This is a genomic window from Kitasatospora sp. NPDC004669 (assembly GCF_040609455.1).
Taxonomy (GTDB): domain Bacteria; phylum Actinomycetota; class Actinomycetes; order Streptomycetales; family Streptomycetaceae; genus Kitasatospora.
This window is the reverse complement of sequence record NZ_JBEXKB010000033.1, coordinates 41,224-61,423: the sequence shown is the minus strand read 5'-3', so window position 1 is coordinate 61,423 and position 20,200 is coordinate 41,224. Positions and strand designations below refer to the sequence as shown.

Sequence of the window (20,200 nt, the reverse complement as noted above, 5' to 3'; positions counted from 1 at the left end):
GCGCCCTCGATCACGGGAAGGGATGCGGGTGCGGATTGCTCACCCGGGGCAGTCGGGCCAGTCCGGTCACTCGCCGCGCGGTGTGCCCGAAGGTCATCGGCACCGAGCCGGGTGCTATCACCTTGACGCATCTGAAGCCTCCCGATGCCTGTTCCGTGGAGGTGGTGTCGACGGCGACGACGTCCATGCCGGCCGCGGCGAAACGCCGGACGGCCTCGTCGAGGTCCGCGCCGATGTCGGTGTAGCGCGGCCAGTCCCAGCGTTCGAGTCCCTGCTGCCAGGTCAACGCCACCGGGCCGTCGGTCAAGAAGGAATACCGGTCGAAGGTTGCCGGGTTCGCCGCGCAGAGCAGGTGGTCCGCCATCGACTGGACGTCGTCCGGATGGTCGGCCAGGTGCCGGGCACGGTCGCGCCAGCCCGGATCGAGCGCGAGGAGGGTCACGTACTCGACGGTCTGGCTGAGTTCGTGCAGCGCGGCCAGGATCGCCTCGGCCGGGCGCAGCCCGCTGCCGCCGGTCGACACGGCCCTGGGCCGTTCGGTTCCGGTGACGTCCTCGGCGAACGTCCAGAACGAGGGGATCCCGTGTTCCCGCGTGGTGTCGAAGACGCGCACCCGGTAGCCCTGTCGCTCGATGCGCTCGGCCACCAGCGGGATCCGACGGTCGGGCACGGTGGCCGGGTCGAGCTCGGGCAGCGGGGTCCGCCCGTACCAGGCCGTCAGGAAGGCGTCGCGCTCGGCGACTTCGAGGATGCCGTGCAGCACCGCCTCCTCGTAACAGCCGCCGAGGGCGCAGCCGCTGGAGATCTCGCACGCGAACCCGGCCTCCCCGCCGGACATCCGCAGCCGGTAGTAGACGAAGCTCTCCGGCACCAGCACCGGCCGGCCCTGGCCGAAGGAGTGCCCCCACACCCAGTTGGTCACCGCGTCCTCGGTGAACTCCCGGTAGGGGAAGCCCGGGACGCCGAACCGGTCGTCGGGGTACAGCCCCAGCGAGCGGGGATCGATCGCGTCCTCGGCCACCTCGGCGTAGCTCGCCGTCACGTTCGTCCGCTTGCTCGGCGCGTACGCGGCGAGCCGCTCCAGCGACTCCGCCACCGCGATGGCCCTCGCCGACACGAAGTCCCGGGTGCGGCCGTAACCGGCCGCCTCCATGGTGACACCGGGCACCGCCAGCACGGCCTCGGTGAACGGGAACGAGTGCTGCGCATAGGCGGTGATCGAGGGGATCAGGCCGCTCTGCCCGTCGACGTAGGTCGCGTCGAGGCCGCTGGGGTCCAGCAGGCGGACGCGGCTCGACTCGGGCGAGAGCTTGGGCCGTGGTTCGCGGACGATCCTCGCGCCCTGTTCGGTGTCGGTGGGCACCGCCGAACACGCGGGGCAGCGCGGATCGGTGAGGAAGCCGTGCCGGGACAGCGCGAGCGTGGCCGGGTCGACGGTCCAGAACCGCTGCGCCTCGGACCGGGCCGAGGCCAGCTCGGCGATGCTGTCCGCCAGGAACGTCGGCAGCTCCCGGTGCGGCACCGCGGCGGCCATCTCGGCGGCGCGCTCGGCGGAGGCCGAGGCGGCGCGCCGGGTGCGCAGACACTCGGGGCAGCCGGGCGGCCACGGCCCGACGACCACCTGCTGTGGTTCGAGGAGCACCTGAGGCTGGTCAGCCATGGACGACCACGGCGCGCATCACGAACGGACACAGCTCGGCGACGAGCGGATCGTGGTCGAGCGGTACCGCGACCACGCGGCCGCCGTCGCGGGTCAGCTCCGCCACGACCTCGCCGAGGGTCACCGAGGCCGGTCGCGTGCCGGCTGCGCCGCGCAGGTGTGCGGGCAGGTCGGGTACGGGCGCCGGCGCGTAACCGGGCTGGTTCGCGGCCCGGGACTGGTAGGCGAGCAGCGTTTGCTCCAGCCCCTTCTCCAGCGCGACGTCGACGTCCAGATCGCTGGTGCAGGCGACGGTGGCGGCCGGGGTGGTGAACGTGAACGTGGGCAGCCCGAGCAGGCCGGAGAGGTCGTGGACCTCGAACGCCTGGTCGACGATCCTCAGCAGCTTCAGGTAGCGCGCGGCGCGCGGGGTCAGCTGCTCGGCGTCCAGGTCCAACCGGGGCAGCGGTTCGGTCGCGGCGGAGACTGCCGCGGCGGCGTTCTCGGCGGCCGCCGCGACCACGGCGGCGCGCACGGCCGCGGTCCAGTCGTCTCCGGAGGCCGCAGTCCGCGCGGGGAAGACCTCCGCCGCGTCGACCGCGACCGGCTCACCGGTCAGCACGTCCGCGCCGTACAGCCGGTCGCCCTTGCGGGAGTCGACCATGACGGCCGCGTAGCGCTCGAAGGCGTGCCGGACGGCCCGCTGGCGTGACTCGACCACGCTCTCGCCGCAGCCGTGGACCGGGAACGGACCGCCGGCCAGGCCGACCGGGTCCGAAACCACGACCTCACTGACGAACAGCGGCAGCTGTTCGTAGTCGCGTTCGGTGACCTCCGCGAACACCCCGGTGCGCGGCCCGACGCAGTCCACCGCGCGCCGGGCCAGCTCCTCGTCGCCGACGGGCGCCGCGGCCGCCAGCGCGGCCAGCCGGGCAGGGTCGTAGGGGACGACGGGCAGGGCGAGCGGGTGCGCCAGGAAGGGGTGCTTCGCGGTCTCCAGGGTCTCCAGGTCGAACCGGACCAGGTGATCCGTTCCGGCGCCCGGGTCGATGCCGGTGAGGTGCCGGAAGGCCGCGAAGCACAGCTGGTTGGCGACCAGGGCGACGGTGGGGCCGCGCAGGAAGTCGCTCGGCGCGGCCTCCGGGTGGTCGCGCAGATCCGCGCCCACGAGGTCCGGTGCGAGCGCGCGCAGCCGGCGCCAGGCGGACTCCCAGGCCGTGACGTCGCCGTCCTTGCCGATCACCGGGCCGAGCCAGGCCTCGTCGCCCGTCACGACCGCCTGGGCGAACGCGGAGCCCGCGGAGCCCGCGGTGTGCGGCAGCAGCAGGGCGCGTTCGATCATCGGGCGGTCCGCGACGTGCAGCACCATGGCGGCGTCGTCCGCGATCCGGTCGAGCTGCTCGGAGTCGACGTCCAGGTAGGCGATCCGCTGCTCCGGGTCCTGCGCCCGGGCCGCCGCGAGGTGCTCGGCGATGCGGTCGCGGTCGAGCTCGCCGAAGGGGGCGAGGGACACGGTGCGCACGCCGGAGCGCAACTGCGAGTTGGTCAGGGCCTGCAGCAGCGGGCCGGATCCGGCCAGCACGATGCCGCTGTTGCGGTAGTGCTCGAATCGCAGTTCCGGCGACTCGGTGAAGTACTCGATGAAGGCGATGTTGGCCGCGTAGGTCTTCGCCAGGTCGGCGGGCAACGTGTGCGGACGGTCGTCCAGAACGTTCTTGACGTAGCCCTTGCCGAGCAACAGCATCGTCAGCTTGGCCAGGTTGGCGCGGCTGGCCTCCGGCGCGGCCGCGCAGAGTTCGCCGAGGGTCCTGGTGCCGTCCAGCAGCGGTGCGATCCGCTGGATGAACTCGTATGTCGACGCGCCCTTGAGCATCGACCCGCCGAGGTTGCTACGGATGTAGGCACCCTCCGGCACGCGCATGACGTAGACGTCCCCGCGCAGTCGCGGCCGGATCCGCTCGACATTGACTTCCATGACCATCGTTTCTTCACGCCTTCGTTGATGCCTGGTCAGGAGAAGGACCGAGAGCCACCCGGTCCCCGTTCACGAACACGCACCGGCTAGAGCACAGGTGCCGGGGACATCAGCACCTGGATCAGGTGCAGGAGCAGCACGGGCAGCAGCAGCAGCAGCTGCTGTGGCCGCCGGAAGCGGACAGCTCGGTCAGGCCGTAGCCGGCCGTCACCGACGCGGGCACCACCTCGCCCAGGTCCACCAGCTCGAAGGCGCTGTCATCCAGCACCAGGTCGTCGAAACCCTCCATGATGTGCATTCACCCCCATTCCCTCTCGATGTCGATCAGTGCTCTTCGCCGCACCTGGATCAGGTGCAGGAGCAGCACGGGCAGCAGCAGCAGCAGCTGCTCTGGCCGCCGGAAGCGGACAGCTCGGTCAGGCCGTAGCCGGCCGTCACCGACGCGGGCACCACCTCGCCCAGGTCCACCAGCTCGAAGGCGCTGTCATCCAGCACCAGGTCGTCGAAACCCTCCATGATGTGCATTCACCCCCATTCTCTTCTCGGTGTCGCCTCCCATATTCCGGGGGGCAACAATCACAGTGATTTAACCTCGGGCAGAACCTTGTCGCAGAAGAGCTCCAAGGTCTGCCCAGCCTCGGCGAGCGGCATCGCACCGAAATCGATCTGCCACAGGATTTCGTCGACGCCGCCGATGTGATTGTTGAAGGCGTGGATACGGTCGATGACCGTGGCCGGTGAACCGACGATCGCACCACCTTCGGTGAAAAGCTTGGCGGGTTGCAGGCCGCGCAGCATCCAGCCGAATCCGGAGTAGCCGCGGTAGGCCGAGGATTCCCGGCGGTCCCACGGGTTCACGGCCTCCGCCCACACGTCCAGGTAGCGACGCAGGTAGGTCGTGGCGATCTCCTGCGCGCGCTCGTCGGTCTCCGCGACCACCAGCGGCAGGCTGGCCGCGACCCGGGGGCGGAGCCCGGAGCCGCCGTGCGCGGCCTGGAACGCGTCGCGGTAGAGGGTCAGGTGGTCACGGAACTCGTGCGGCGAGATCATCGGGGTGATCAGCAGCCCCAGCCCTTCCGTGCCCAGCCAGGCGAAGTTCTCCGGGGTACGCACCGCCGCACCCCACACCGGCGGATGCGGCCGCTGGGTGGGCCGCGGCAGTCCGGTCACATCGCGGTAGGAGAAGAACGGCGTCTGCTCGCTGACCTTCTCCTCGGTCCAGATCCGCAGCACCGCGCGGATGGTCTCGCGGAACCGGTCGGTGCTCTCGTCCATCTCCACGCCCAGCGCGTCGAACTCGTCGGGCAGGTACGCCCGCGCGAAACCCACGTCGAGCCGGCCGCCGCTGATCGCATCCACCTGCGCGGCTTCCGCGGCCAGCTGGATCGGGTGGTGGAAGACCGGCAGCACGCAGCCGGTCATCAGCCGCACCGAACTCGTCCGGGCGGCCACAGCGGACAGGAAACCCAGCGGACTCGGGCAGTATCCGCCGTAGTGGTGGAGGTAGTGCTCGGTCATCTTGACGGAGTCCAGCCCGCCCGCCTCGGCCCGGACCGACAATTCCAGCGCGTCGCTGAAGTAAGTCTGCGGAGATTTCGTCTCCGGCGTGCAGTCGGGAAGAAAGGAAAGCCCGAAGCGCACCGATACCACTCCCTAACAACCGGATATTCGCCAGATCGACGGCTGGGGTTAACACCCGTACGATTCGGGGCCGCTTGGCGCCGCCGGGGTGTTTCGCAGCTGACGCTACATCGGGCCTGCGGGGTCGTCAATATTCATTGCCGAGTCCGGGGTGGGCTCAAAAGCTCAACAGAGGCTCAAATTAATCGAGCCCCGCTCAGGTATCCCAGGAGATACCTAGGATGCTAAGAGTGCGTTATTGACGCCCCTGTCCGGCACTGCAACGGTGTATACCCGTTGCCGACATATGTGCGGCCGGCTCCTTGTGCCGGAGTGAGCGTCCAGAAAGTCGCCACCGGGACGACCCTTGAATTTAGAAAGCCGATCGCACCTCCGGGCGGGCATCGACGCGGGAATTCGCCGGAACGGCGAGGGCCGGCTCCGTCGGTGACCTCACGGCGGGAGAGGTGACGACTCCCCGTCGCGCCGAGGCGGTCGGAGGCGGTTGAGCCACGTGTCACTTCCGCGTGCGGAATGTCCACTCCACCCGACTGTGTACGGATGTGCAGCTATGACCTCCACGATGGACACGATCCACGTTGCCACCGCCGGCCGGCCGTCAGCACCGGCGCCCGCCAGGAAGAAGTCCGTACAACTCGTCGAGTTCACCGCGATGCACGGCGTCCGGTACAGCGTCACTCTCGGCTACCTCACAGCGACTTCGGTCGCCGACCAGGTGCTCGACGAGAGCTGCGACTTCCGGATCAGCGTGCGCGAGCAGAGCGGCGGCGCGCAGGCGGTGACGGAGCTGCTCGACTCCTGGGACGAGCCGTTCGTCGTCGCGCTGACCGTGTTCTTCTGGAACCGCGCCCAGTCCCTGGAGCTGGCCCGCCAGGTGAAGCAGCGGTGGCCGAACTGCCGGGTCGTCGTCGGCGGCAACGACGTCAGCCACCAGCAGGAGGCGGTGTTCGCCGAGGCGCCCTGGGTGGACGTGCTGGTGCACGGCGAAGGCGAACTGCGCTTCCGCGACCTGATGCACTGTTTCCTCGCCGACGGGGACCTCGCCGAGATCCCCGGCATCAGCCACCGGTCCGACGGCGTCGTGGTCACCAACCCGGACGCGGATCGCATCACCGATCTGGAGCAGGTCGTCTCACCGATCCTCAGCCCGGTGTACTCCGACGAGGAGATCGCCGGCTCGTCCATGATCGTCTACGAGACCAACCGGGGCTGCCCGTACAAGTGCGCGTTCTGCTACTGGGGCGGCGCCACCAACTCCAAGGTGCGCCAGTTCGACCTCGACCGGATCTTCGCCGAACTGGACCGGTTGATCCGGCTGATGCCCACGGACGCGACGCTCTTCATCGCGGACGCGAACTTCGGCATCCTCGCCCGCGACCGGCAGATCGCCGAGCGGATCGTGGAACTCTGCCGGCGCCACGACAAGCGGCTGATCATCAGCACGAACTGGGCGAAGAACGGCAACGACCGCATCGTGGAGATCGCGAGCATGCTGCACGCCGCCGACCTGACCGGGGCGATCACGCTGTCCGCGCAGTCCTTCGACACGGAGGTGCTGAAGATCGCCAACCGGGCCAACATCCGCACCGACCACTACCGTCGGCTGCTGTCCCGGTTCCGCGAACTCGACGTACCCACCTACACCGACCTGATCTGGGGCCTGCCCGGAGAAACCTACGAGTCGTACCTCAACGGTGTCGAAGAGGTGCTGACCGCCGGCGGATCGCCGGTGATCTACCCGCTGCTCCTGCTGAACAACACCGACTACTCGCGGGAGTCCTTCCAGGACAAGCACAAGGTGACGACGCGCTGGATGCCCTGCGACATCACCAACCCCGACCTGGTCGCCGACGTCGTCGTCGCGCACGACACCATGACCGTCGAGGAATGGGTGCACGGCATGGGTTTCAGGGTGGCCATGACGCTGTTCCAGAAGATCCTGCTGCGCTGCGCGCTGCGCGTCATCCACTCGACCACCGGCGTCCGGATGGTCGAACTGTGCGGGAAACTCTGGACGTTCCTGCTCGACGACTGCGCCGACCCGTTCCTGCGCGCCGTCGCCCGCAACGTCGCCGTCGCCCACGAGGAACCGACCGCCGTGGACATGGCGCTGCTCAGGACGGTCATCGGCGACCAGGTCATCGTGCCCGAGGAGGTGCACTTCCAGGCGCTGTTGTGCCGCGCGATCACCACCGAGCGTGCCACGACGGATCTGCTCAACGCCGCGGTCGACTGGCTGTGCGCCGAGCTGGCCGACTCCGGATTCCAGGTCGACCGGGTGCTGGTCGACGGCGCGCTGACGCTCGACATCGCGGCGACGACGATCCTGCGCGCGAGTCTGCGCGGGGACCTCGACGAAGCGGGGTTCGCCGTGCCGCGGCAGGCCTGGGACCTGCTCGTCACCTCCGGCGACGTGCCGTCGAGCCTCGACGCGACCGGGCAGGGGAGCACCGTGCGCGGCACGGTGTGGGCGCCGCCGCGCTGGGTCCACTACCCGATCAGCGTGTACGCGCTGTCGATCTGGCACGGCACCGGCCGGCCGCTGCACGACCTGCTGTTCGCACTGCCCGACCGGCTGCAGGCCCACCCGTTGACCGCCTGACCCCGCCGGCGGCCCGCCACGGGGCTCGACCGGCCGGACGTCGGCCACCGTCCGCGGATCCGGTCAGAGCCAGCCGCGCGTCATCGCGGTCCTGGACGCCTCCGTCCGGTTGCGTGCGCCCAGCTTGGCCATGGCACTGGACAGGTAGTTGCGCACGGTGCCCTCGGCCAGGAACAGCCGCGCCGCGATCTCGGCGTTGCTCGCCCCCTCCGCGACCGCGCGCAGCAGTTCACGTTCCCGGTCGGTCAGCGGATCGGCCGCGTCCCACGCGGCCACCGCCAGTTCCGGCGCGACCACGCGCTCACCCGCGTGCACCCGGCGCAGGGCCGCGGCCAGCTCACCGATCGGCGCGTCCTTGAGCACGTACCCGGCCACCCCGGCGTCCACCGCGCGCCGCAGGTAGCCACTGCGCGCGAACGTGGTCACGATCAGGACCCGTGTGGGGTCACCCAGGTCGTTCAGCTCCACCGCCAGGTCCAGACCGGTGCGGCCGGGCATCTCGATGTCGGTCACCAGGACGTCCGGGCGGTGCTCGCGCACCGCGGCCAGCGCGTCGTTGCCGTTGGTCGCGGTCGCCACCACCGTGATGTCCGGTTGCAGGTCCAGCAGGGAGGCGAACGCGCCCAGCACCATGCCCTGGTCCTCTGCCAGCACCACCCGGATCACCGGGCCACCCCGACCGGCACCGTGATGGTCAGCGTCGTGCCGGCCGAGCCGGTGCGCTGCACCACACCGCCGAGCTTCGCGATCCGCTCCCGCAGCCCGGTCAGCCCGGTGCCCTCCGGAGCCTCGCCGCCGATCCCGTCGTCCGCGATCACCAACCGCACCCGCTCTCCGTTCGCGTCCAGTCCGATGTGGCAGGCGGATGCCCGCGCGTGTCGGGCCACGTTCGTCACCGCCTCCCGCACTGCCAGCCCCAACGCGTGCTCGGCGGCCGCGACCAGGATCACCCCGTCCTCGAAGTCCACCTGCAAGGTCACCCCGGTTCCGGCCAGCGCTCGCCGCGCTGCCTCCAGCTCCGCACGGATGTTGGTCTGCCGCCAGCCGGTGACGGTACTGCGCACCGCGGCCAGGGCCTCCCGTGCGTTGCGTTCGATCTCCTCGGCCTCGGCGCGCGCCCGCTGCGGGTCGGCCAGCACCAGTTCCTTGGTCAGCTGTGCCCGCATCACCACCGCGGTCAGTGAGTGCCCGAGCAGGTCGTGCAGGTCACGCGCGATCCGCTCGCGTTCCGTGATGGTCGCGAGCAGTTCGACCTGCGAGGTACGCAGCCGTTCGTTCTCCAGTTCCTGACGCCGGTCGCGCTGTTTGAGTTCGAGCAACCCGATCACCCAGATCAGCACGAGCGCCGACACGAAACCCCACAGCCGGTAGGGCATCGGAACCTGCGACACCAGCGCCGTGACACTGTCCAGCACGGTCAGACCCGCCAACCACAGCCGGGCGTCGCGCCACGGCAGCGTGTTGCCCGCGACGGCCGCGGCGTAGATGAACAACACGCTCGCGTTGGTGTTGAACGGAGCGGCCAGCGTGCCGATCACGGTCATCGGCACCAGCGACGACCAGATGTGGCACGCGGACGGGCCGCGCAACAGCGCCGCCGCCCACAGCACGGCGGTGGCCGCGCACACCGCGATCGCCAGCGGCCACTCCCACCACCGGGGATCCGGCGAGAAGTACGGCTGCGCCAGCACGAACAGCAGGTAGCCGAGGTAGATCCAGTCCCAGGTCCGCAGCCGCGCGGCCACGGACCCGGGAACGGGGGCGTCAACAGTAGTCATATCCGCGCACGACGATAGGACATGGTGGCCACCGCGGTGGCCACCGCGGTGGTGACCAGCAGGGCGAGCACATGGATCACCACGGTGCCGCTGCCGAGTTGGGCGAGCCCGAGCTGCGCGAGGTGGTACGTGGGCAGGAACTCCGCGACGTGCCGTACCGCCGAGGGCAGGAACTGGATCGGGATCCACAGCCCGGACAGCATCGCCAGCGGGAACAGCACCGCGTTGAGCAGCGCGATCGTCGCCCCGGTGCGGAACCGCAGCCCGACGGCCACGCTGAACAGCGTGAACGGGACGGTGCCCAGCAGCAGCACCACCGCGACGCGCAGCAGCGCCCAGGCCGAGGCGTGCAGCGTGCCGAACGCAGCGGCCGCCACGCCCATCAGCGCCAGCACGCCCACCCCGTAGAGCAGCGCGGCCGCGGCCTTCGCGGCGAGGCTGATCCCGATCGGCACCGCTGACACCCGCTTCATGCGCAACCAGCCCAGGTCCCGGTCCTGCGCCACCCCGATGCCCGGCTGCAACGCGGCCACCGTGATCACCCCGTAGGTGCCGAAGGTGGCCACCATCGCCGTACCGGCCGACAGCCCCTGTGTGGTGTCGTGCCCGTACAGCAGGTTGAACATGACGAAGAACCCGACGGGCATGAGGATGCTGAAGAACAGCGATGTCGGCTCCCGTACGATCGCCCGCAGTTCGTCCCGCAACTCGACACCGAAAACCCGTGCCGTCACCGCGTTCACGCCGCCTCCGCTCGGTCCGTCAGCGCGAGCACGGCTTCCTCCAGGCCCGCGTCCCGCACCCGCAACTCCGAAAGATCCGGATCCCGGTCGAGCAGCACGCGCAGCAGGTCCTCGGGCGTGCGCGTCTGGATCCTCACCAGGTCGTGCTCGGGCGCGACCGACAGGACGCCCGGCAACCGGTGCAGTTCGCCATGGTCGAGGCCGGTCCTGACGGTCACGGTGCGGTCCGGCAACCGCGACACCAGCTCCTCCGGCGGCGCGTCGGCCAGGATCCGGCCGCGGTCGAGCACCACCACCCGGTCCGCGACCGCGGCCGACTCCTCGATCAGGTGCGTGGTCACCAGCACCGCGGCGCCCTGCTCCCGGCGGCGCGCCAGGATCTGCCAGAAGTGCCGCCGGGCGTTCGTGTCCAGGCCGACCGTCGGCTCGTCCAGCACCAGTAGGACCGGCTCGGTGACCAGTGCCATCGCCAGCTGCACGCGCTGCTTCTGGCCGCCGGAGAGTTTCGACACCCGCCTGCCCTTCAGTTCGGTCAGCCCGAGTTCCGCCAGGACCGGGCCGGCCGCCGACGCCCGCAGCCCGCCGCGGACCGCGGCACCGGTCACCAGCTCGTTCACGGTCAGCGTGTTCGGAAAGCCCAGTGTCTGCTGCGCCACGCCCAGCCGCCGACGGGTCGCCGCGCGGCGCGGATCACCGCCCAGGACCCGTACGGTCCCGTGCTGGGGCGCGAGCAGCCCGACGGCTATCGTGACGAGGGTCGACTTGCCGGCCCCGTTCGGCCCGAGCAGTGCGACGCATTCCCCGGGATCGACCCGCAGGTCCACGCCGTCCAGCGCGACCGTCTCCCCGTACCGGTACCGCAGCCCCTCGGCTGTCATCACGGCCTGTGTGGTTCCCATGGCTACTACGCTCCCGCCCTTCGACTGCCGTTGGTAGTGATGCCGGGTCACCGGCCCCGGATGACAAATGTCAACCGGTGGTGCGACCGACCAGCTCGGCGGCGGGAGGGGCCCCGGGCACGTCCGGCACGGTCGTCGGAGAACTACCGGGACGTCGAATCAGCTCCGGGGTCGGAGCTGCGACAGTCGTGTATGCGCCGGTCGTATTCCATTTGATACGCCCGGATCTGGTCCGTATTGGCGGCCGTCCAGGCGCACAACTGGCTGAAAGGCTCCCACAGGGAGCTCCCGAGCGGGGTGAGGGAGTACTCGACGCCGACCGGCGAGGTCGGCAGAACGCGTCGCACGATCATCCCGTTGCGTTCCAGGCGGCGCAGGGTCTGGGTGAGGACCCGCTGGGTCACGCCGTCGAGGTGACGCTTGATCTCGTTGAACCGCTTGGGCTCGTCGAGGACCGTGAGCACGGTCATTGACCACTTGTCGGCGATCTGGTCGAGGATCGGGCGGGTGGTGTCGTCGCATCGGTAGACGATGCCGAGGGCGGCACTGGTCTCAGAAGTGGCCATGTGGGTCTCTTTCGTGATCTTTACGATGCTGAAAGCGCGTCATTGACGCCACCCATTCGGTCGAGGGAGGGCGAGGGTGGGCGGAAGTGGTCAGCAGATGCCGTGGGGGACCGCGGGTCAGACCCTGGCGACAGCGTGGGTGGAGTCGCCGCCGGCCGCGTTGAAGTCGCCTACGCCCGTACCGGCTTGGGCATCGGGCAGGTCGCGGCGGTGGCCGCCTCCGGTCGCTCTCTGGATTCCAGGTCGCCGGAGGCTGTCTGCGAGGCCGCGGCAAGGGCCGGGCCCGGAGCGGAGAGCGACGGGGAGCACGACGAGTCGGTCGCGCAACGGCTCGGCATGGGCCGGGAGCAGTCCGGCGACCGCTCGATGAGCGGTTCTCGGGCCCGGCAGTGGGGAGTTCACGGCAGTGGCACTGATGGCTGGATTTCGTATCAGCACGGTTCAACCAATCTGCGCGGAACGCGCGACGGCGGATCGATGAAGCGTGGTCTGTCGGCCGCGACACCGGGAGGCCGGACATCGCGAAGCTATGTACTTTGTGACGTTTGATCAATAGTTGGTCATGTTACGGAATCCTGACCGTTGCATGACGAATGACTGACGTCTCGACAGTACGCGCTCAGGTCCGCGTGGCGGTTGCGGGGAGTGGTGCGCGTGGTCGGGCAGTCGACGTTCGTCCCGCGGGTGATCAGTGGATGGATCCGGGCGCGCCCAGCCACGACGAGATGGCTTCCCAGGCCCTGGCCAGCATGTCCGGTTGCGAGATCTGGTCGCGCGTGCAGGGCGGTTGGGCCTCGGCCACCTCGCCCAGGACGTGCGGGCTGCACTGCTCGGCGGCTCGGTCCTCGGGGTGCCGTCGGCCGGGACGAGGTGCTCAGGGCGCTGCCGTCCTGGCAGCCAATGCCCGGGGATCCGGTTCAGGCGCCAACTCTCCTCCACGCCGCGCTGGTTGTCGAACTCCACGCACACCGAGGCACAGACGCCAGTGCCGAGTGCGTGTAGCTTCCGGGAGACTGCGGTATCCCGGGGGAGCGGGTGTGGTTCCCTCAGCGGGGGCGGGGCAGGAATCGCATTGTCAAACGGTGCAGGCAAGATCACGTGGTGAGATCGCAGGCCGCGCGAACCTGGTTCGCTGGGGCCAGGCGGCCCCGGAGTGTCTAGGGGGCGTCACCGCAACGAGCTTGCCCCGCATGGCGTGAGACGGGGAGATTGCGGTCCCCTCAGGGGCGGCGGGTGCGGGCGCGCCGTCGCCGTCATTCACCTGGTCTCATTGGAGCGCGCCGTAGTCGACCTTGCCGTTCCCACCCAGGGGAAGGCTCGTCCGACGGATCCATCTGTGCGGAAGCATCGTGCCGGGCAATGACGACTTCAGGGAGGCGAGCAGGTCGCGATGCGACGTGGACGGCTCACGTTGTGGTGCTGCTGGAAGGTGGCGAGCCGGCACGCTGACCAGGGAGGAGCGCGCTCCCGACTGCGCTCAGAACAGCGCCAGGCCCTCGCCGCTGGTGTCCGGAACGACGGGCCGGAACTGCGCGGGGACGGTGTCATGGCGGCCGGGTCCTGCGGCAGCGGCCACCGCCGGGGCTGTCCCGGCCAGCCAGGTGCGGAATCGGTCGACGGCTTCGCGATAGGGGACTTGGGTCAGGATGCGGTGCTCCCCGCTGGGACAGTAGTCCACACTCAGGGTGATCATGCAGGAGCCGGGCGCGTTGTGACTGCCCGTCCAGGAAGCACGCAGCTCACCGCAGGGCTTGCGTCCGCGGGAGCTGTGGGGGGCGCGGTGGGTCGGGCGCAGCGGTTCGCCGACCAGGAGTGCGGTCAGTGCCGCCAGGTGCGGCAATGGCAACGTGGTGCGGGCGCGGCAGCCGGGGCAGCGGTGCCAGTGCCGCAGCCAGTCCTCGGCGTGGGTATGGAAGAGGGACGTGTAGCGGCCGGTCACGTATACGTCGTTGCTGTAGTGGTAGTTCGGCCGTTCCCGCGTGTTGCAGGACTGGCAGACGGGCGCCCGGACGTAGCCGTGCTCGTGGCAGTGGTCGACCGCGGAGGAAGGTGCTTCCCAGCAGACGGCGCACTTCCACCCGGACACCTCCAGCTTGGCGCGCTTCTTGCTGAGCACCGAGTAGACATGGCCTTCCAGCTCCCCGTTGTACGGGCGCAGCGTGGTCGTGCGGCAGTCGGGGCAGATCGTCTGCCGGCTGCTGTCGGCCTGGACCTGCCACTGCTCGGGCTGATCCGCCAGGGAGCCGCACCTCTGGCAGGTCCGTGCGGCCGGCAACCACCGCTGCTCGGCGTGCTCGGCCGCGTCCAGCACCTTCACGAGCGTGCGAGGTAGCCACCACGTGTCCTCTGCCCCCGCTCCGGTCCGCTCCATCAGTGACCGGCGCCAGTCGATTCCCGCCAGATGCGGCAGATGGCCGCTGCCGCGTGGCAACCGCCCAGGGGCGGCATCGACGCGGGCTCGGGCCCAATCCTGGTCCAGGCGCTGACGCCACCGCAGCGCCGGCCCGTCCCTCTGCCCTGCTTTCAGTGACCTGCGGAAAGGAGCGACACGGACCAGGCCGACCCCGCTCACCTTGACCGCACGCAGTTCCTCGGCCGCCTGGCGTACGTCGGCCTCTTGAACATGCCACCGGCCGCGGTCTCCCTTCACCGTCGGCACCGCACGTGCGCCGAGCAGCACGTACCCCACCCGCGGATCGGCAGGGAAGCCGGTGAACGCTTGCCGAGCGGCCGGGAACACGCTGTTGGCCATCAACTCGGCCCACAAGGCATCGGCGACGGCCAGGGGCAAAAGGTGGCCCGTGCGGCGCGAAGTGGCGCGGTGCGGCATGCCCCGCACGCTATCAGGCACCACGGACACCGACCCTCGGGCTCGGCCTGCCCCGCAGATCGATACTCGCTGCCGGCGATGCGGGGGCAAAGGGGCACTTTCGCTCGGACGGGAGCGCCCCCGCCGACCACTCAAGCCTGAGCAGGGGGCATCTCCCGTAGGGGCGCGTCAGAAGTCGTGGTCGTACACCACGGTGACGGGCGCGTGGTCGGACCAGCGCTCGGCGTGCGTGTCGGCGCGCTCGACGTAGGCCTCGACCGCCTTGGCCGCGATGCCGGGCGTTGTGCAATGCAGGTCGATCCTCCAGCCCGAGTCGTTGTCGAAGGCGCGGCCGCGGTAGGACCACCAGGAGTAGGGGCCGGTGCGGTCGGGGTGGAGGGCGCGGACGACGTCGACGTAGCCGGCCTCGTCGTAGACACGGGAGAGCCAGGCGCGTTCCTCGGGGAGGAAGCCGGCGGACTTCTGGTTGGCCTTCCAGTTCTTGAGGTCCTCGGGGCGGTGGGCGATGTTCCAGTCGCCGCAGACCACGACCTCGCGGCCGTCGGCGGCGGCGCGGGCGCGCAGGGCGGTCAGGTGGTCGAGGAATTCCGCCATGAAGCGTTCCTTCTCGTCCTGGCGTTCGGTGCCGACCTCGCCGGAGGGGAGGTAAAGGCTGGCGACGGTCAGGCCGGGCAGGTCGATTTCGACGTACCTGCCAGAATCGTCGAATTCCTCCGATCCGAATCCGATCGCGGTGCGCTGCGGCTCCTTACGGGAGAGGACGGCGACGCCGGCCCGGCCCTTGGCCGCGGAGGGGGCCCAGACCGTGTGCCAGCCGTCCAGGTCGCGCAGCTCGACGGGCAGTTGTCCGGGCTCGGAGCGCACCTCCTGGAGGCAGATCACGTCCGCCTCGGTTCCGGCCAGCCATTCGATGAAGCCCTTCTTGGCCGCCGCCCGGATTCCGTTCACGTTCACACTCGTCACCACGATCACCCGGGCAGCCTACCGACTGGCCCCGCCCGCCCCGAAGTGTGACGCGCTGCGGCCGGCGCTGCCGAGCCGCCCGTAAACGGCTGTCGTGAACGCGGCATGAATCTCCGCGACGGTCGTATCAAGCCCTGCCATTGGTCTTGACCATCTCCGGAAGCAGCACCTAGGGTCGCTTACTGCAAGGACCTTTAATAAAGAAGGACGGATAAAGGCCCGCTCTCCCACCTGCCGCAACAGCGGGCAGCGGGCCCGGATCCGCCCTCCATTGTCAGGGCGGACAGAAACAAGGTGGAGGACACGGTGGGAACGACAGGACAGCTTTCGTCGGTGCCGGAACCGAAGTACTGGCACCTGCGCACGGTGCTGCTGCGGGCCATCGACTCGGAGTTCTCCACCGGCCAGGTCCTCCCGAACGAGCGCGAGCTCGCCGCCCGCTTCGGCGTGGCCCGGGCCACGCTGCGGCAGGCGCTCGACCAGCTGGAGCTGGAGGGCCGTCTGGTCCGCCGCCGGGGGATCGGCACCCTGATCGCCGCCCCGCGGGTCGGCGTCCCGGTGAACCGGCAGGAGGAGGGCTGGCCCGGCGCCGGCCGCAGCCAGGCCTGGCGCACCGTCGACTGCACCACCGCCCCCGCCTCCGCGCAGCTGGCCAAGAACCTGGGCATCGCCGAGGGCGCCACCGTGCACACCGTCCGCCGGGTCCGCATGGTCGAGGGCCGTGCGATGGCGAGCGAGTCGCTGCACGTCCCGGCCTCCGCGCTGCCGCACCTGCCCGGCTTCCGGGCCGAGAGCGACCGCGCCCGCTCGGTGCTGCGCCAGCTGGAGCGCCTGGAGGTCGACGGTGAGTCCCGCGCCGTCGAGCTCGGCGTCGCCGAGGCCGAGGAGGCCCTGCTGCTGGAGCGCCCCCCGGGCACGCCGGTGCTGGTCATGACCACCCAGTACGCCTCCGCGGGCCGTCTGGTGGCGCTCGCCGTCGCCACCTACCGGGCGGACACCTGCAAGCTGACCTTCGGCGAGACCGGTCTGGTCGAGGTCACTCCGGTCGGCGCGACGACCGAGGTCCGCACCGCCTCCTGAACCATTTCCCGACACCCTCAGGCAAAGGCTCGGACGCCCAAGTGGCTTTCGGGCCTTTGTCGTTGACGGCGGACGATGGCGGGTCCGGTCAGATCCGGGGCGGGTCGACGGCGAAGAGCTGGTCCTCGACGTGGTCCAGGGCGACCCGCAGGGCGCCCATCGCGACGACCTCCGAGCCCAGCGCCGCCAGCGCCACCTCGGGGGCGCGCAGGGTGAACTGGGACAGCCGCTCGCGCAGCGGTTCCAGCACGCCGTCCAGCCCGGCCGCCCAGCCGCCGATCACCACCAGCTGCGGGTCGATGGCCAGGACCAGCGCCGCGACGCCCTGCACCAGGCGGGTGAGGAAGCGGTCCATGGCGACCTTGGCCACCTCGTCGCCCTCCCGGGCCAGCCGCAGTACGCGGGCGACCGCGGCCTCGTCCAGCGGGTTGAGCGGCTTGCCGGTGGTGGAGAGCAGCTTCTCCGGGGTGACCTCCTGGCCGAGCAGGTGCAGCGCGCCGATCTCGCCGGCCGCGCCGCCGAAGCCGCGGTGCAGCCTGCCGTTGATCAGCGACCCGGCGCCGGGGCTCAGGCCCGCCATCACGAAGACCACGTCGTCGGCGCCGACCGCCGCGCCCTGCCAGTGCTCGGCGATGGCGGCGAGGTTGGCGTCGTTCTCGATCAGGACCGGGCAGCGGAACGAGCGGCGCAGTCGGGCGCCGAGGTCCAGGCCGGTCCAGCCGGGCATCGCGGTGCCGAGTCGGACGGTGCCCTCGCGGTCCACGATGCCGGGGGTGCCGATGCCGACGGCCCACAGGTTGTCGCGGGAGATCCCGGCCTTGCGCAGCACCTCGGCGACGGCGGTGCGGACGGCGGCGAGCCGGTCCTCGGCCTCCAGGGTCTCGTCCACCGGCTTGAAGTGACTGCCCACCACCTCGCCGGTGAGGTCGGCGAGGATGACCCGGATGTCGTGCACGCCGATCTCGATGCCGAGGATGTGTCCGGCCTCGGCGCGGAAGCGGAACCAGCGGGCCGGGCGGCCGCGGCGGCCGGTGCCCGACTGGCCGTCCTCCCGGGGTTGTTCGACCTCGGCCACCAGTCCGGTCTCGACCAGCCCCTCGATCACGCCCTCGACGGTCGGCCGGGAGAGCCCGGTCTCGCCGACGAGCTGAGTGAGGGTCACGGAGTGGCCGGCCCGCAGCGCCCGAAGCGTGACCGCCGCGTTGATCCGTCGCAGCAGCGAGGGGTCTCCTCCGGTGAGCCGATCCGCCAATGCGATGCCCTTCGCCGTTCGCGCGACTGCCCTGGCGCGCGGTGTCGAGTGCGCGGAGCCCACCGAATGGCCCGCGGGGTGGTGCCCCCGGGGACGCGGCACGGGCGGCGCGGAGCCGCCTGCACCAGGGCCGGAAGGCTGGGGGCCTGCCTGTCCGACGGATCAGCCCGGACCGGAGCCTACCCGGGTACCGTCCGGCGCGGCGAGGATGCCCGCGGCTCGTCCGGGCTTCGGTATCGAAATGGTACGGACCGGGTGGTGGCGGCTGATCGGGCCCTGACCGCGATCAGGGCAGTACCGGTCGGTCACGGACGGTCCGTGACCCGGGCGCCGCCCCGCGTACCGACCAGCTGAGCGCACGGGCCGACGGCGCGCACCGCCCGGAGCGCCCGTACCGAACGCACCGACCAGCGCGAGCGCACCGACAGCAGCGAGCCGACGCTCAGCCAGGAGCACGCCGACAGCGCGCTGAGGACCGAGCCGGCCGAGCCGATCGACAGCACACTGCCGACCGACCCGACGGAGAGCACGGAGCCGACCGAGCCGATGGACAGCAGCGAGCCGATGGAACCGATGGAGGCGATCGAGCCCAGTGAGGCCCGGGAGCGGATCGAGCGCACGGAAGCGGCCATGCGCCCGATCGTAGCCGTGCCTAGTCGATCCTGGCGGCGAACAGCCGTTGCTCCAGCAGCCCCATCGGGTGCCCGTCCTCCGGCAGTGTGAGGACGGTCGGGCAGCCGGCGGCGGTGAGTGCGGCCCGCCAGCGTTCGGCCGGGTGGGCGGTCGGGCCCTGGGCGTCGCCGGTGATCAGCTGGTCGAGCTGTTCGACGGTGGGTGCGAACAGCAGCAGCCGGCCGCCGGGGGAGAGCAGTTCGACCAGTGCCGCGACCTCCTCCTCCGGCCGTCCGGTCGCGGTGGCGACCACGACGTCGTAGCGGCCGCCGTCGGGGGCGAGGTGGTGGTCGGCGTTCTGCCGGGGGCGGGCGGCCAGGGCGCGGGTGATGGCGGTCTCGGCGCCGTCGCGGTCGAGTTCGAGGACACGCAGCGGCTCCGGCCCGTCGTGGGCCTCGGCGGTGCCGCGCACCAGCGCGCCGACGGCGGCGCCGAGGTAGCCGCGGGCGGCGGCCCAGCGGACCGGGGCGGCGGCCGGGCGGGGGGCCTCCTCGCCGGTGATCAGCCGGGGCAGGCGCAGCGCGCCGCGCCGTACCCGGTCGAGCACGGTGGCGGGGCCGAGCCCGTCGGCCCAGGCCTCGACGGCGGGGCGCCAGGCCTCCCGGACCTCGGCGGCGGTGAGTTCGGGCGCGCCGTGGAAGAGCGGGCCCTGGGCGCCGCCGTCCTGGCGGGTGATCAGGCCGTGCCGGGCGAGGGCGTCCAGCCAGTGGCTGACCCGGGGGCGCTGGGCGGGGGTGACCAGGGCGGTGGCGAGCAGCTCGGGCTCGGAGCAGCCGCGGCCGGGGTCGGTGAGCACGCCGGCCTGCTGGAGGGTGTGCAGCAGCGCGGTGAGGACGGCCCGGTCGAGGTGGGCGCCGAATTCGGCGACCTGCTCGGCGGTGACGCCGATGCTGTGCTTCCAGGCGGCGGCGGTGGCGGCCTGCGCATCGGCGCGCAGCCGGCGGTCGGCGGCCTCGGCCTGGCTGTGCGGGGCGCGGACGTGGGCGAGGACGGCGCCGAGCGCGTCGACGGCGGCGTACACGTCGTCCTGCCGGGGCTCGGGCCCGACGTGCAGGACCAGTCGCAGGGCGGCGAGGTCGTGCTCGGCGAGGCCGGGCTGCCGGCTGATCCGCCACAGCAGCGTGGAGGGCAGGCTGAGGTGGGTGGTGCCGTTGGCGGCGAGGGCGGCGAGCTGCTCGTCGGCCTGCTGCTCGGGGTCGGCGCAGTGCACGGTGCCGCCGGCCAGCAGGGTGGCCAGGGCGAGTTCGACGGCGAGGTCGGTGGCGGGGTGCAGCACGGTGTGCCGGATCGGCGGCGGGCCGAGAACGCCCGCCCAGTGCCGCAGCCGCTGCTCGGCGGTCCGGGCGGCGGAGGGCGGCAGCGCGGCGTGTTCGGCGACGCGTTCGGCGAGGGCCCGGGGCAGGCCGCCCGGCGGGGAGACGCCGAGCAGCAGGCCGATGCCGCTGATCGCGCGCCCGTCGGCGACGACGGCAGGCCGGTCGCCGAGCTCGCGCAGCGCGCTGACCAGCGCAGGGGTCGAGGCCAAGGTGATCACTCCGGGGTGCAGGGGAGAAGCCGGAC

The 20,200-nt window shown here is 71.2% G+C and carries 17 protein-coding genes; 2 read left to right on the top strand and 15 right to left on the bottom strand.

What is annotated here, in order from left to right; translation table 11 throughout:
- Positions 1-10 precede the first annotated feature (10 nt).
- From ABZW30_RS25715 to ABZW30_RS25695, 5 genes are all read right to left on the bottom strand, one after another.
- Entirely contained in the window at positions 11-1,660 is a 1,650-nt protein-coding gene (locus tag ABZW30_RS25715) for a TOMM precursor leader peptide-binding protein (RefSeq protein ID WP_355673545.1), read from the bottom strand.
- Positions 1,653-3,614: a hypothetical protein gene (locus ABZW30_RS25710; protein ID WP_355673544.1), complete on the bottom strand. Its 1,962-nt coding sequence runs from the start codon at positions 3,612-3,614 to the stop codon at positions 1,653-1,655. Before ABZW30_RS25710 ends, ABZW30_RS25715 begins: the two co-directional genes overlap by 8 nt.
- Before the next feature lie 121 nt (positions 3,615-3,735).
- Positions 3,736-3,912, bottom strand: coding sequence for a thiomuracin/GE37468 family thiazolyl RiPP peptide (locus tag ABZW30_RS25705; RefSeq protein WP_355673543.1), 177 nt, complete (start codon positions 3,910-3,912; stop codon positions 3,736-3,738).
- 50 nt (positions 3,913-3,962) lie between these two features.
- A complete protein-coding gene (locus ABZW30_RS25700; RefSeq protein ID WP_270149016.1) occupies positions 3,963-4,139 on the bottom strand; it encodes a thiomuracin/GE37468 family thiazolyl RiPP peptide in 177 nt (58 codons plus the stop codon).
- Between the two features lie 51 nt (positions 4,140-4,190).
- The gene (locus ABZW30_RS25695) at positions 4,191-5,255 is read right to left on the bottom strand and encodes an LLM class flavin-dependent oxidoreductase (protein WP_355673542.1); all 1,065 of its coding nucleotides are present in this window, start codon (positions 5,253-5,255) and stop codon (positions 4,191-4,193) included.
- Positions 5,256-5,817: 562 nt separating this feature from the next.
- Here ABZW30_RS25695 and ABZW30_RS25690 point away from each other — a divergent pair.
- Positions 5,818-7,857, top strand: a complete 2,040-nt coding sequence (locus ABZW30_RS25690) for a radical SAM protein (RefSeq protein WP_355673541.1) — start codon at positions 5,818-5,820, stop codon at positions 7,855-7,857.
- 63 nt (positions 7,858-7,920) lie between these two features.
- Here ABZW30_RS25690 and ABZW30_RS25685 read toward each other — a convergent pair whose 3' ends face one another.
- The 7 genes from ABZW30_RS25685 to ABZW30_RS25655 all read right to left on the bottom strand — a co-directional run bounded on the left by ABZW30_RS25685 (position 7,921) and on the right by ABZW30_RS25655 (position 15,645).
- Entirely contained in the window at positions 7,921-8,523 is a 603-nt protein-coding gene (locus ABZW30_RS25685; protein ID WP_355673540.1) for a response regulator transcription factor, read from the bottom strand.
- Positions 8,520-9,635, bottom strand: coding sequence for a sensor histidine kinase (locus ABZW30_RS25680; protein ID WP_355673539.1), 1,116 nt, complete (start codon positions 9,633-9,635; stop codon positions 8,520-8,522). Before ABZW30_RS25680 ends, ABZW30_RS25685 begins: the two co-directional genes overlap by 4 nt.
- Positions 9,632-10,378 (bottom strand): ABC transporter permease, encoded by a 747-nt coding sequence (locus ABZW30_RS25675; RefSeq protein ID WP_355673538.1) that lies wholly within the window; start codon positions 10,376-10,378, stop codon positions 9,632-9,634. Before ABZW30_RS25675 ends, ABZW30_RS25680 begins: the two co-directional genes overlap by 4 nt.
- Positions 10,375-11,277 carry an ABC transporter ATP-binding protein gene (locus tag ABZW30_RS25670; RefSeq protein WP_355673537.1) on the bottom strand — a complete coding sequence of 301 codons (903 nt, stop codon included), beginning with the start codon at positions 11,275-11,277 and terminating at the stop codon, positions 10,375-10,377. The genes ABZW30_RS25675 and ABZW30_RS25670 overlap by 4 nt, the downstream gene beginning before the upstream one ends.
- Before the next feature lie 143 nt (positions 11,278-11,420).
- Entirely contained in the window at positions 11,421-11,843 is a 423-nt protein-coding gene (locus tag ABZW30_RS25665) for a helix-turn-helix domain-containing protein (RefSeq protein WP_355673536.1), read from the bottom strand.
- 1,477 nt (positions 11,844-13,320) lie between these two features.
- A complete protein-coding gene (locus ABZW30_RS25660) occupies positions 13,321-14,154 on the bottom strand; it encodes an endonuclease domain-containing protein (RefSeq protein ID WP_355673535.1) in 834 nt (277 codons plus the stop codon).
- A 687-nt stretch (positions 14,155-14,841) separates the two neighbouring features.
- Positions 14,842-15,645, bottom strand: a complete 804-nt coding sequence (locus ABZW30_RS25655) for an exodeoxyribonuclease III (RefSeq protein ID WP_355673534.1) — start codon at positions 15,643-15,645, stop codon at positions 14,842-14,844.
- Between the two features lie 297 nt (positions 15,646-15,942).
- Here ABZW30_RS25655 and ABZW30_RS25650 point away from each other — a divergent pair, with 297 nt between their 5' ends.
- Positions 15,943-16,716 (top strand): GntR family transcriptional regulator, encoded by a 774-nt coding sequence (locus tag ABZW30_RS25650; protein ID WP_355673533.1) that lies wholly within the window; start codon positions 15,943-15,945, stop codon positions 16,714-16,716.
- An 88-nt stretch (positions 16,717-16,804) separates the two neighbouring features.
- On the opposite strand, the gene ABZW30_RS25645 is transcribed toward ABZW30_RS25650, so the two are convergent.
- The 3 genes from ABZW30_RS25645 to ABZW30_RS25635 all read right to left on the bottom strand — a co-directional run bounded on the left by ABZW30_RS25645 (position 16,805) and on the right by ABZW30_RS25635 (position 20,165).
- Positions 16,805-17,968 carry an ROK family protein gene (locus tag ABZW30_RS25645; RefSeq protein WP_355673532.1) on the bottom strand — a complete coding sequence of 388 codons (1,164 nt, stop codon included), beginning with the start codon at positions 17,966-17,968 and terminating at the stop codon, positions 16,805-16,807.
- A 305-nt stretch (positions 17,969-18,273) separates the two neighbouring features.
- Entirely contained in the window at positions 18,274-18,600 is a 327-nt protein-coding gene (locus ABZW30_RS25640) for a hypothetical protein (RefSeq protein WP_355673531.1), read from the bottom strand.
- A gap of 20 nt (positions 18,601-18,620) precedes the next feature.
- Positions 18,621-20,165 carry a hypothetical protein gene (locus tag ABZW30_RS25635; protein WP_355673530.1) on the bottom strand — a complete coding sequence of 515 codons (1,545 nt, stop codon included), beginning with the start codon at positions 20,163-20,165 and terminating at the stop codon, positions 18,621-18,623.
- Positions 20,166-20,200: the final 35 nt, after the last annotated feature.